Source organism: Varibaculum vaginae, from assembly GCF_900604285.1.
Classification (GTDB): Bacteria; Actinomycetota; Actinomycetes; order Actinomycetales; family Actinomycetaceae; genus Varibaculum; species Varibaculum vaginae.
In genome coordinates this window covers 435,119-447,298 of the sequence record NZ_UWNY01000001.1, presented here as the reverse complement: position 1 = coordinate 447,298, position 12,180 = coordinate 435,119, and the positions used below count along the sequence as shown (strand labels likewise).

The following is a 12,180-nucleotide window of genomic DNA, read 5'->3' as shown; positions in this document are numbered from 1 at the left end:
GCCAGGTGGCGGCGCGGATGGATTTACCCCGCGCCGTCACCGTTTTTTATGCTCGTCCTCTAATAAATACCCCACGAAAGTTAACAAGACGATAACAATTCTAAGATTCACACTTCACTTAACGACTTCTAACTGATACGGTATAAATGTTCATCGGAAACGTTTCCGATGAAGTGTGCGGTTCTACCCACACTTATTATTCGATGGTCCAAAGGGGGACGTTAATGTCAAGGAAAACTCGAATTCTGGCAACCTTTGTTGCCAGTGCTTTTGCGCTAACCGGCTTGGCGGCCTGCTCCTCAGGCTCTGATGCTGGCGATGGCAAGGGCAAGGTTTACATGCTGAACTGGAAACCCGAGCAGGAAAAAGCCTATAAGAAAATTGCTGAAGCCTACAGCAAAGACAAAGGCGTAGAAGTCAAAATTCAAACCGTAGGTTCTGGAAACTACGAACAGCAGTTAAAGTCCGAAGTGGCTAAATCTGACGCTCCCACCCTATTCAACGTAAACGGTCCCGTAGGCCTGAAGAGCTGGCAAAAATACACTGCCGACCTCACCGACACCAAGTTTGCCAAGGATCTAAACGACCCCAACCTGGCGCTCAAAGGCGAAGACGGCAAAGTATATGGGGTACCCCTGGCAGTAGAAGGTTACGGCATTGTCTACAACCAAGAAATCATGGACAAGTACTTTGCCATGCCGGGTGCCAAGGCCACCAAGATGGATGAAATCAATAACTTCGCCAAACTGAAAGAAGTTGTTGAGGATATGCAAGCTCACAAGGCCGACCTGGGGATTGACGGCGTCTTTGCCTCAACTTCGCTTGCTAAAGGCGAAGATTGGCGCTGGCAGACCCACCTTTCCAATATCCCCATGTACTACGAGTACCAAGCAGATAAGGTAACCGATAAGGCCAAGGCAGAGTTCAAATTCAACAAAGAATTCAAGAACATCTTCGACCTTTATTTGGACAACTCCACCGTTGACCGCAAGCTAACTCCTAACAAGAACGTAGCCGACTCCATGGCTGAGTTTGCACAGGGCAAAGCAGCTATGGTGCAAAACGGTAACTGGGCTTGGAGCCAAGTCGCCGAGGAGAAGGGCAACGTTGTTAAGGAAGACAAGATTAAGATGATGCCCATCTACACCGGTCACAAGGGTGAAGAAAATCAAGGCTTGGCAGTAGGTACTGAAGCTTTCATGGCAGTTAACGCTAAAGCCTCTGAAGCTGACCAGAAGGCCACCATTGATTTCATCAACTGGCTCTTCACCGATGCCAAGGGGAAGAAGTTCGTGGTCGAAGACCTGGGCTTCATTGCTCCCTTCAAGTCTTTCTCTGCTGACGAGGTTCCGAATGACCCGTTGGCTAAGGAAATCGCGGCTTCCATCAGCAACGACAAGTTGAAGACCGTACCGTGGGTATTCACTACTTACCCATCACAGAAGTTTAAGGATGACTTTGGCCAAGATCTGGGACAGTACGCCATTGGCAACCTGGACTGGAACAAGGTAGTAAAGAACTTCCAAGACGGCTGGGCCGCCGAAAAGAAATAACTGAGAAATAACCTCGGTTAGATAAAAGAGGGCGAATGCCCTACAAGGGACAAGGTGGCAGATGGGAACCGCCCGGTTCTTATCTGCCACCTCCCCTTGTCAGCAATAAATTCCCCGCCTTCAAAGGCGCAAACACATGCAAATTAAACCGGTGTCCGCTAGATTAACTTCAGTAAATCCGGTTTTTGCTAAAATCTTTTATCCACCGGTCAAAGGAAATGGATAGATAATGAAGTCGAATTTAAAATATTATTTTCCACTTTTTGTGCTGCCCACCTTGGCAGCCTTTATGATCGCCTTTCTGATACCGTTCGTCGTTGGTTTTTTCCTATCATTTTGTGAGTTCACCACTATCACCGATGCGACCTTTGTCGGAATTAAGAACTATGTAGAGGTTTTTAATTCTCGAGATACATTCACCTCTGCGTTCTTGTTCACCGTATTGGTAGTAATAGTCTCGGTCATTACCGTAAACCTCTTTGCTTTCGCGATCGCCTGGGTACTAACTCGCAAACTACGCGGTACCAATTTTTTCCGAACCGTGTTCTTTATGCCTAACCTAATTGGCGGCATTGTCTTGGGTTATACCTGGCAGATTATTATCAACGCTGTTTTGCAGAACTATGGGGCGACCCTAGTTACAGACTGGAAATACGGCTACGCAGGGTTAATCATCTTGATCAACTGGCAGCTAATCGGCTACATGATGATTATCTATATTGCCGGTCTACAAAACGTTCCTCCAGAACTTACAGAGGCTGCAGAAATTGATGGAGCGAGCCGCTGGCAGGTGTTACGAAACGTCACCATTCCGATGGTGATGCCCTCCATTACTATCTGCCTCTTCCTAACCTTGTCGAACACTTTTAAAATGTTCGACCAGAACCTGGCTTTAACTGCCGGCGCACCCTCGGGTAAAACCGAAATGGTCGCCCTCAACATCGTTAACTCCATGTTTAACCAGGTGGGCATGGAAGGCGTTGGCCAAGCCAAAGCAGTTATCTTCGTAGTAGTCGTGGTGGCCATCGCCATGTTCCAGCTACGGACAACTCGTTCAAGGGAGATTGAAGCATGAGCACCACTACTACCGCTGCCCCCGCGCAGCCTGTTGCTAAGCAAAAGCCCGCTAAAGGTACCAAAGATTCCGGATTCAACCCGATTAGCAAGATCATCTTATATGTCATCTTGGTGGCCTTGACCTGTGTATTCCTTGGGCCAATATTGTTCGTGGTTATGAACTCCTTCAAGTCGAAGTTCGAACTATCGAACAATCCTTTCGGCTTACCTATGGGAGAAACTTTCGTAGGGCTTGAAAACTACGTAACCGGTTTGCAGCTGTCTAATTTCTTTAGTTCAATCCTTTGGTCGTTCGTAATCACTATTGGATCGGTAGCGATTATCGTGATGCTATGCGCGATGACCGCTTACTATATCACCAGGGTAAAACGTTGGTGGACCAGCGCTTTGTACTACATTTTCGTTTTCTCGATGGTGATTCCCTTCCAGATGGTTATGTTCCCCACCGTTCAGGTTTCTAGCATCCTGGGTCTGGGGAACCCCCTGGGAATGATGGTGCTTTACCTGGGGTTCGGTGCTGGACTAAGCGTTTTCATGTTTGCCGGATTCGTAAAATCAATTCCGGTCGACATTGAAGAGGCGGCCACCATCGATGGATGCAACCCGGTACAAACCTACTTCCGAGTAGTGTTGCCGATGTTGAAACCCACCGCGATTACCGTGGCTATTCTAAACACCATGTGGGTATGGAACGACTTCCTACTCCCCAATCTGGTATTGGGGCCAGGCAGCGAATATCGCACCATTCCGATTGTGGTTCAGTTCCTGCTGGGATCGAACGGTAACCGGGACATGGGAGCCCTAATGGCAATGCTGGTATTGGCGATTATCCCGATTGTTATCTTCTACATCTTTATGCAGAAGTACATTATCGAAGGTGTCGCCGCCGGCGCCGTAAAAGGTTAAACCTTACGTTCAGAGATTGGGGTGGAAACAAGAATGTTTCCACCCCAATCCTCGCTATCGTCAGCCACAATAAACCACTCATTTGAATCAAGGATCCGTTTCCATGCCGCACCCGTCGCCCGCCGTCACCATCAGGGACGTCGCCGCTGCCGCCCAGGTAGGTATCACCACTGTTTCACGGGCTCTGAACAATCAGAACGAGATTTCTCCTAAAACCCGGGCACGGATCCTCAAAATTGCGAAAGAGCTACACTACCAGCCTAATCGGCACGCTCAAACCCTGCGAGCTCAACACTTAAACAACATTGCTGTGGTAATGAAGGGCCCGTCCAATCCCTTTTTCTTATCCCTAATCGACCCGATAGAACAAGCCATCCGCGCTCATGGTTACCAAATGTCGCTCCTGCGAATTTCCCATGAAGAGAATGAAGTTACTATTGGCCGCGGCGCCTATCCAGATTCCGGAGCCGCCGGAGTTCTTTTCTTAGGCGGCGAGGCTCGTGAATCTACCGCCATTTTCGACGACTTTCCCTTACCCTTCGTACTGTGCACTATCCCCCCTGCACCCGCCTGGGACACCTCCATTGCCGCTGTTAGTGTGGATGAAGCCCACGGAATTTCTCTAATCGTTTCCCACCTCACCAGCCTCGGACACCGCCAAATCGCTTTTATTGGCCCCGACCAGGCAGAACGATCTGTAGGCGCTATCCGCGAAAAGGCATTTATCTCCTCCTTAAAAACCCACGGGATTAGGGCTGACGAACGCTTAATCGTGCGGGGCGCTAAAAGCGATGATCCCTATTCATTCAGCTACGGCTATGAGCTGGCACGCAGGTTATTGGCACGTAAGGTACCTTTTACCGCTGTAGCGGCGATTAGTGACGTAATTGCTTTAGGGGCTCAAAAAGCACTGATAGACGCGAGACTGGAAATTCCTCGCCAAGTGTCGGTAACTGGATTTGATGGGATTCAATTCGCACGGTACACCAATCCCGCGTTAACAACCATTGAACAACCTATCCACCAATTAGCTGAACACTCCTGTCGCCTGCTATTCGCCAAGATAAAAAACGATCCTCTAGAAAATCCGCAGGTGTTATTACCGGGCAAGCTGCTAGTTGGGGACTCTACCGGCCATGTTCCTCACGTTTAGCCATCACCCCTAGTTAGCGATACTTTAGAGCTACCATGAACCGATTATTTTCTCACTATGGATCCTTTGCAGCCGTACTAACCCTAATTGCAGATGTGGCTATACTTAGTGCCTTTATTACCGTCGCTTCTATCCCGGTAATAACGATTGGTCCGGCTTTAAGTGCTGGCTTTTATGTGCTATTTCAGATTGTTCGTGAGGAGGGCGCTCGCCCCGGTTTTACTTTTTGGCGACGCTTTCGCGCTGACTTCCGAGCTGCTTTTGGCGGGGGAATTATATTAGTCGCCCTGCTGCTATTAGGTGCCTACCAGCTACAACTAATCAAGTACCTGCCGGCATCCCCCACTTGGCTGTTAATAATGCGTGCGGGAGTAATGCTGGGGATGGCAGTGATAACTGCCGTAGGCATCTGGTTCTTTGCGTACACCTCTCAGTTCTCAGCCTCGTTTTCCAAAACTTTACGCAATGCGGCGTTGCTCGCCATCGGACGCTTGCCACGCACCCTCGGCGCTTTGCTGTTCGCAATCCTGCCGCTAGTTGTCCTTTACCTGCGCCCCGGTCTCTTCTGGAGTGGCATTATCTTGATGCCTCTTTTCGGCTCGGGATTCATTTTCTACCTGCAGGCATTGGTTCTAAACGCTCCCCTATCCGCCCTAAAAAATCCCGACCCCACCGACTAACTGCACCAAAGTGAGAATTCCCTAGGTTCTAATCGGTACTGCTACTCGCTGGTGTATGCGGTTACATGCGGGGAAAAGTTTTTCCTCCTGCCCAAGAATTCGGAAAACGTAGCGGCGTTTTCCGAATTCTTATGCCCACCGCACCCACTCGGATAACTTTTCCCCGCATACAAAATCGCGACCCTTGAGTGCGATGCCAGTGAGCGCGGAGGCTATATTTGTCCGATCAGGCTAGGCGGGCGTAAAACTCGAAAAAAGACCTGCTCTTTTTTCGAGTTTTGGGGCGGGAAGATGAATATAGCCTCCGCGCGTTACCTCGGGAGTCAGCGGTCGTTGAGGAAGGGGAAACACGCCGACAAGAGGCATTCAAGGGTGGGCGGGGAATTACTTTGGGGCTCAGGCATCTTGCCTGAGCCCCAAAGCCCCTAGAACAGCTCGGTAGGGATCCGAGTAAGGGGAAAATACCTGGCATCCTCCCCTGAGAGCAGGACACCTCCCAAATTGTCCTGCCAGAGCGTCAACTTGCAAACGCTCGCGCCAATTATAGCAGTTTCCTGCATAAATACTGAATAGTTACCCAATTACACCACTAATTAGCGGATTTTGCTTTTTGCTGTTCCTGACGCCGCGACAAGGCTTTACGGGTGAGTAATTCCCCGTTGCCGTTTACGGGATCACCGAACCAGGCTTTGTAAAACTTGTAGAAATTCAGGTTTCCTGCCTGAGCGCACTCGTGACTGAGCCCCGCGAGCGCATCCTCTGAGGCCAGATAGGGGGTGTAGTTATAGAGGGCGGCCGTCGGCCAGTTTTGGGCAACGATTTCTCCGCGGTTACAGCGTGAATCTGGGCCAAATCCTAAAGTGGCTGACTTTCCTGCCTGCACCAGATACTCCTGCGGATCTACCTGGTAGCGCCGCAATTGTCGTGCTGCATAGTAGACCTGGGTACCGAAACCGAAAAATTCCGAGTCACAAAGCTTATGATCGGGACAGCCGTACCCCATCGCAATTTGATACCGGCTGGGACGTAGCCGTGCAGAGGAGGCAGTAAGCAGCCCCTGCTCCTTTTGGAGGGTTACCAAAATGACTTTCGGGTTAATCTGGCAGCTATGGGACACCTGGGCAATAATTTCTCCCACATTAAGATCCCCGCCACCCTGCAGCGCCTGCGGGCAATAGCGATCAGCATCCCGGGGAGCCAACCGTCCCCGAAAATCTTTAAGACAAGGCACTGATACCAGGGATTTTTCACTGCCGATATCCTCTTTGGCGATACCCGTATTCTCCGGCATACTTTTTGCTTTTCCGGGACGACAGCCGTGTCCCCAATCGCTAATAAACGCCTGAATCTGCCGGGCAGACAGAGAATCCCAACGAGTAAATTCTGTCTCGCTAATTAGATTTTCGGCGTTGAATCCTTCTGCGCTGACCGGAGGCATCATAGGTTCGGGAATAGGAACAGCAGATTTTTCTTCCTTAACAAAACCATAAACCCATGCCGCTACTAGGGAAATCACTGCCAGCAATGCTATCAATAGCATCAGTGCCGCTACGCGACGTAAGCGATATTTACGGGCAGTGTTAATCACCTTTCTATTATCGCAATCTTAACGTTTCCAGAGCAAAGGAAGCTGCGCATCCACTCCTGTCAAAGATCTGCGCCCGTCTTCCCTACCGTGGCAGATGCAAGGGATGAGGGCTTTCGCTAGACTGTAAGGGCGTCGAGCCGTTTAGCCCCGGGCTCCAAAAATTGCCGCTACGAGCGGCCTCAGCGCCGACTGGCGCTTCTCGGCTCGGCGTTCACACCTCGCCCCTAAGCCCTGTTTATTTTTATGACCCCACTTCCTCCCGGGGGACAATTGCCGCTAAATCTGTAAACGCTTTCGCTAACAAAAGCACTATCCACCCACCTGGTTTTAGGTCGATGGTCCACCCTAGAAAAGCAGCAGCCAAACTTCATTGACATTTTCCCCGGCAAAAAAGTTATTACAGTACAATACTGCCCGCTCTGGCATGATTATAAAGTCCTACTCTTTTTATTGTTTGAGCATCTTTTATCGCAGATAAGCCAAAAAATTTTCTTTACCAAAGTAAATAGGAAAAGAATTTTAGATTACAGAGAAAAGTTGGATAACCTTGATAAAGGATAGTTCTTCTCCAAGGAGGCACCGATGCTGTTCAAAAAGAAACGGAAGACAGAAGACTTCTTCGACCTGTTCACCAAAGCGGCACAGAATCTAGATGCCGCCGCTGAATTGTTGTTAAAAATCACCCAGGTTGATTCCTTTGAGGAACGCAAAGAACTGCGTGCCCAACTCCACGATTTAGAGCACGACTCAGACGTGATTACGCACCGCACCATGAGCATGCTGAACGCCACCTTCGTAACCCCCATGGATCGGGAAGATATCTCCCTGCTGACCGGGGCATTAGATGATTGCATGGACGGCATTGACGAAGCCGGGGATTTAATCGTCCTCTACGAAATTCAAGACATTCCACGACGGCTGGAAAAACAGGCAAAAATTTTACGCGAGTGTGCACACGAAACCGTGCTAGCTATCCCCAAGCTGCGGGGAGGACGCGACCTCAAAGACTTCACCGTACATATCAACAGCCTAGAGAACAAAGGCGATAAACAGTACCGGAAGATGCTGGCAGAGGTTTTCACTTCGGAGACAGACCCTATTTACGTCATTAAGATTAAGGACGTAATCGAGTCCTTAGAGACCGCTTGCGATTCCTTTGAAACCCTGGCCAACGCGGTCGAGGCTATCTATATCAAGGAGTCGTAACCCGTGGACACCACCTTGGCCTTGGTGATCGCGGTAGTCACCATTGCTCTGATTTTTGATTTCACCAATGGCTTTCATGATGCCGCTAACGCTATCGCCACCTGCGTTTCTACCCGCTCTATGCGCCCTAAAGCCGCTCTTTTAATGGCAGCTATCATGAATGTGATTGGGGCAATGCTGGGTACTGGAGTAGCACAAACCATCGGTAACGGGATTATCGACATTTCCCATTTCACTGACTCAGCCTCGATGGCGGATCGCCAGCATGGCCTGGTGGTTATTTTGGCTGTCTTAGTTGGGGCAATCATCTGGAACATTATCACCTGGTATTTTGGCTTACCATCTTCTTCTTCCCACGCCCTAATTGGCGGTATGGCCGGAGTGGGATTAGCCGCAGCCATTAGCGTGCAATGGATGGGGATTGTAAGTCACGTGCTAATCCCTATGGTGATTTCTCCCCTACTAGGATTCTTCACTGCCTATTTCGTTATGCGGTTTTTGCTTTCTGCTCTACAGCGGGCGAGTTATCACCGCACTATGAATAATTTCCGTCTTATGCAACGTTTTTCAGCCGCAGCAATGGCACTTGGACATGGCCTGCAGGACGCCCAGAAAACCATGGGAATTATTACTATGGCACTGCTAGCTGCCGGCTACCATGCAACTAATGCTGACGGCTCTATGGAGATTCCTTTCTGGGTTAAGCTGGCTGCCGCCGGAGCTATTTCCGTAGGAACCTATTTTGGCGGTGGGCGCATCATGCACACCCTGGGGTCGAAAGTTATTGATGTTACCCCTGCTCATGGCTTTGTAGCTGAAGCGACTTCCGCCTCCATCCTCTACATAACCGCTTTCCTGTGGCATGCTCCGATTTCAACCACCCAGTCGGTTTCCTCTGCGATTATGGGAGTAGGCGCCACCAAGCGGCTATCTGCGGTGCGCTGGGGAGTAGCTGGCAATATTGCTATCGCTTGGATTTTAACCTTGCCAGGAGCGGGTCTGATTGGAGCGCTCAGTTACTTCCTAGTTCATGCGATTTTCCCCTACTAGGGGTTAGTCTGGAAACAATGAGTGCTTTTTCTTTCCCCCGCCTGCGGATACGTCTCGCCCTTTCCGCTGTCCTTGTTCCCCTTAGCCTGGGGTTTTTAGCAGGCTGTTCCTCGCAACCAATTGCTACTTCGGAACTGGAAGTTGGCGACTGTTTTAATATGCCTCAGGAAGTGCTAACCGGAACACAGCCCGCCGGGCAAGTTGAACGGGTAGATTGTTCACACTCCCACAACTCTCAAGTAGTTGGGATCAAAGAGTTAACGGATACCCGCTATCCGGGGCAAAAACAGCTCTATGATTTAGCGCTTAAGCAGTGCGCGCAAGATTTCAAAGACTTTGTGGGAAGCAGTTATCGCGATTCTCAATGGGATTTATATCCGCTGTCACCCACTGAAACCAGTTGGAAGGATAAGGCCGAACGCAAACTTACCTGTGTGGCTCTGACTATTCCCGAACAAAAGAGATCGCTGGAAAATTCCAAAAAATAAGCGAGCTGCTTTTGCCTAGACCTGTCAGCTAACAAACATTCATAGCTGAAAGGTCGGTTTAACCTGCGATTTCCTCCTAACTCACGGGTAAATATCCAGGATTTACTTCCCAGACAGGTTTACCTTACAACGACTAGGGTTATTGCTTAGGTGAGCATTAGTTTTTACATCAATTCTGCAAAGCTATGAGAGGACTGGATCATGAGAATTGCTTTTGCCGGTAACCCTAATAGTGGTAAGACCACTATGTTTAACGCTCTTACTGGGAAAAGGCCAAAGTTGGTAACTGGGGTGGGGTTACCGTTGGCCAAGCTGAGGCTAAGCTAAAAAAGGAGCTTAGTGAAGGTAAAGAAGCCATAGCAGTAGATTTGCCAGGGGCTTATTCCAGGTCCCCTTTCACTCCGGAGGAGAGTATCACCAGCAAATACGTCCATGATGCTAACCCGGACGCGATTGTCAACATCGTTGATGCTACCAATCTACGTCGATCCCTATTCTTCACTACCCAGCTCCTTGAACTGGGCGTCCCGGTAGTGGTTGCCCTGAATAAGAGCGACATTAACGAAAAGGAACACACCCAGATTGATGCCCAAAAACTTCAGAGCGAACTGGGATGCCCGGTGGTTCCTACTGTTTCTACTGCAAAGGAAAACAACGGTCTAGACCAAGTTCTAAAGGAAGTATTCGCGCAAGAAGGAAAGGGGCAAAAAGCTCCCTACCTACAAAAAGATATTGATCTTACCGATAAGCAGGCAGTCGATAAGGAAGATCGACGTCGCTACGAATTTGTTGACTCAGTAGTCGATTCGGTAGAAAAACGGGCCGTGAAGGTAGCTGCCCACACTCGCCAAGACACACTAGACGCAGTACTAACCAATAAATTTGCGGGAATAGTGATTTTTGCAGCGATCATGTGGGCAGTATTCGCCATTTCTCAAACCTATGTCGGACCGCTTATCGCTGATTGGCTAGTGGGTTGGATTGAAGCCTTCCAGGATTGGACCAGTGAGCAAATGGCCGATAGTCCTGCCGTTTTACGCACCATTATTGCTGATGGGCTCATCGGAGGTGTCGGCGCAGTTATCGGATTCCTTCCACTCGTAATGGTGATGTACTTCTTGATTGCACTGCTGGAAGAATCTGGATATATGGCACGGGTTAGCGCGGTGCTCGACCCCATTTTCAAGCGCGTCGGTCTATCCGGTAAATCCGTAATCCCCATCGTGATCAGCACCGGTTGCGCCATTCCTGGCATTATGAGCTGCCGTACTATCCGCGATGAACGCGAACGCCGAGCCACCGCTATGTTGGCTTCCTTCGTTCCCTGCGGGGCAAAAATCCCGGTAATCGCACTGTTCTGCGGAGCATTCTTTGCCGGATCTGCCTGGGTGAGCTGGGTCAGCTACTTCCTTGGTCTTTGCCTGATCTTCCTCGGCGCGTTGCTGGTGAAGATGGTAACTGGACACAAGTTCCGCAAATCTTTCTTCATTATGGAACTTCCCCGCTACCGAGTTCCTTCCCTATGGCACGCCACCTTATCGATGCTAGAGCGCGCCAAGGCTTACATTATTAAAGCCGCCACCATTATTTTGGTATGTAACCTGGTTGTCCAGCTAATGCAGACTTTCAATTGGAGTTTCCAAGAAGTAGAAGAAGGCGCCGAAAACACCTCTATCCTGGCCTCCATCGCCACCCCATTCTCGATTTTATTAATCCCGCTAGGCTTCGGCACCTGGCAGTTGGCAGCTGCCGCGGTTACCGGGTTTATTGCCAAAGAGAACGTGGTTGGTACCTTGGCCGTGGTTTATGGGCTTACCCGCTTTATCGACACCGATGAGTTAGCAATAACTGGAGGCGCCAATACTGTAGCGGCTACTATGGGCTTGACCTCGGTAAGCGCACTCGCCTACCTGTTCTTTAACCTATACACCCCGCCCTGCTTCGCCGCTATGGGCGCTATGAACTCCGAGATGCGCGATCGTCACTGGCTGTGGAGCGCCATTGGACTGCAGTTCTCCACCGGGTACACTGTAGCGTTCTTAGTTAACCAAGTGGGAACCCTGATTCTTCACGGCCACCTAGCTGCGGGATTCTTCCCAGGGCTGATTGCGGTAGTGGTAATGGCTGGTGCTATTGCGTTGATATCTCACCGGATCCACGCGAATTTCGCTGCTAAATACAACCTGCACCAACAGGTACAAAAGGCTGCTTAAGAAAGAGGATCAAAGTTGAGTACCGTTATTGCCAGCCTAGCGCTGGTAGCGATTGTAGGGGGAGCCCTTACCTACATCGTGAAAGAGAAACGCAAAGGTACCAAGTGTATCGGCTGCCCGGTTTCCGCGGACTGCACCTTGAATCCTAATCTTGCAGCTAACCCGGGAAAGCATCACAATCTGGATATTGCAGATATTACCAATCCAGCTGGTGAGCAGAAGTGTCACTGTCACTAGCTTGTGAGGCAAACAGACTGACGAAACAA

The 12,180-nt window shown here is 49.8% G+C and carries 11 protein-coding genes and 1 pseudogene; 11 read left to right on the top strand and 1 reads right to left on the bottom strand.

The features are described from left to right. The first annotated feature begins 224 nt into the window (after positions 1-224). From EFB02_RS01875 to EFB02_RS01855, 5 genes are all read left to right on the top strand, one after another. Positions 225-1,553 (top strand): ABC transporter substrate-binding protein, encoded by a 1,329-nt coding sequence (locus EFB02_RS01875; protein WP_122819842.1) that lies wholly within the window; start codon positions 225-227, stop codon positions 1,551-1,553. A gap of 229 nt (positions 1,554-1,782) precedes the next feature. After that, positions 1,783-2,628 carry a carbohydrate ABC transporter permease gene (locus EFB02_RS01870; RefSeq protein WP_122819840.1) on the top strand — a complete coding sequence of 282 codons (846 nt, stop codon included), beginning with the start codon at positions 1,783-1,785 and terminating at the stop codon, positions 2,626-2,628. Then, the gene (locus EFB02_RS01865; protein ID WP_122819838.1) at positions 2,625-3,536 is read left to right on the top strand and encodes a carbohydrate ABC transporter permease; all 912 of its coding nucleotides are present in this window, start codon (positions 2,625-2,627) and stop codon (positions 3,534-3,536) included. Before EFB02_RS01870 ends, EFB02_RS01865 begins: the two co-directional genes overlap by 4 nt. A gap of 103 nt (positions 3,537-3,639) precedes the next feature. Next, entirely contained in the window at positions 3,640-4,689 is a 1,050-nt protein-coding gene (locus tag EFB02_RS01860) for a LacI family DNA-binding transcriptional regulator (protein WP_122819836.1), read from the top strand. Between the two features lie 35 nt (positions 4,690-4,724). After that, the gene (locus tag EFB02_RS01855; RefSeq protein WP_122819834.1) at positions 4,725-5,369 is read left to right on the top strand and encodes a MusI family membrane protein; all 645 of its coding nucleotides are present in this window, start codon (positions 4,725-4,727) and stop codon (positions 5,367-5,369) included. Between the two features lie 589 nt (positions 5,370-5,958). Here EFB02_RS01855 and EFB02_RS01850 read toward each other — a convergent pair. Beyond that, positions 5,959-6,957, bottom strand: a complete 999-nt coding sequence (locus EFB02_RS01850; protein WP_122819832.1) for a LasA N-terminal domain-containing protein — start codon at positions 6,955-6,957, stop codon at positions 5,959-5,961. Positions 6,958-7,539: 582 nt separating this feature from the next. On the opposite strand from EFB02_RS01850, the gene EFB02_RS01845 reads away from it, so the two are divergent. The 6 genes and pseudogenes from EFB02_RS01845 (at position 7,540) to EFB02_RS01825 (ending at position 12,151) form a co-directional block, all read left to right on the top strand. Next, the gene (locus tag EFB02_RS01845; protein ID WP_122819830.1) at positions 7,540-8,163 is read left to right on the top strand and encodes a DUF47 domain-containing protein; all 624 of its coding nucleotides are present in this window, start codon (positions 7,540-7,542) and stop codon (positions 8,161-8,163) included. Between the two features lie 3 nt (positions 8,164-8,166). Then, the gene (locus EFB02_RS01840) at positions 8,167-9,213 is read left to right on the top strand and encodes an inorganic phosphate transporter (protein ID WP_122819828.1); all 1,047 of its coding nucleotides are present in this window, start codon (positions 8,167-8,169) and stop codon (positions 9,211-9,213) included. 17 nt (positions 9,214-9,230) lie between these two features. Continuing rightward, positions 9,231-9,701, top strand: a complete 471-nt coding sequence (locus tag EFB02_RS01835; protein ID WP_122819826.1) for a septum formation family protein — start codon at positions 9,231-9,233, stop codon at positions 9,699-9,701. A gap of 201 nt (positions 9,702-9,902) precedes the next feature. Beyond that, positions 9,903-10,321 (top strand): annotated as a pseudogene (locus EFB02_RS08805) (FeoB small GTPase domain-containing protein); the annotation flags it as partial. Between the two features lie 291 nt (positions 10,322-10,612). Then, entirely contained in the window at positions 10,613-11,914 is a 1,302-nt protein-coding gene (locus tag EFB02_RS08800) for a nucleoside recognition domain-containing protein (protein WP_327395319.1), read from the top strand. 15 nt (positions 11,915-11,929) lie between these two features. Further along, complete coding sequence (locus EFB02_RS01825) at positions 11,930-12,151, top strand: FeoB-associated Cys-rich membrane protein (protein ID WP_122819824.1); 222 nt, start codon at positions 11,930-11,932, stop codon at positions 12,149-12,151. Positions 12,152-12,180: the final 29 nt, after the last annotated feature.

Bases quoted from the DNA above. Each gene is read 5' to 3' on its own strand.
- EFB02_RS01875 (WP_122819842.1), top strand. From the start codon at position 225: ATGTCAAGGAAAACTCGAATTCTGGCAACCTTTGTTGCCAGTGCTTTT.
- EFB02_RS01870 (WP_122819840.1), top strand. From the start codon at position 1,783: ATGAAGTCGAATTTAAAATATTATTTTCCACTTTTTGTGCTGCCCACC.
- EFB02_RS01865 (WP_122819838.1), top strand. From the start codon at position 2,625: ATGAGCACCACTACTACCGCTGCCCCCGCGCAGCCTGTTGCTAAGCAA.
- EFB02_RS01860 (WP_122819836.1), top strand. From the start codon at position 3,640: ATGCCGCACCCGTCGCCCGCCGTCACCATCAGGGACGTCGCCGCTGCC.
- EFB02_RS01855 (WP_122819834.1), top strand. From the start codon at position 4,725: ATGAACCGATTATTTTCTCACTATGGATCCTTTGCAGCCGTACTAACC.
- EFB02_RS01845 (WP_122819830.1), top strand. From the start codon at position 7,540: ATGCTGTTCAAAAAGAAACGGAAGACAGAAGACTTCTTCGACCTGTTC.
- EFB02_RS01835 (WP_122819826.1), top strand. From the start codon at position 9,231: ATGAGTGCTTTTTCTTTCCCCCGCCTGCGGATACGTCTCGCCCTTTCC.
- EFB02_RS08800 (WP_327395319.1), top strand. From the start codon at position 10,613: ATGTGGGCAGTATTCGCCATTTCTCAAACCTATGTCGGACCGCTTATC.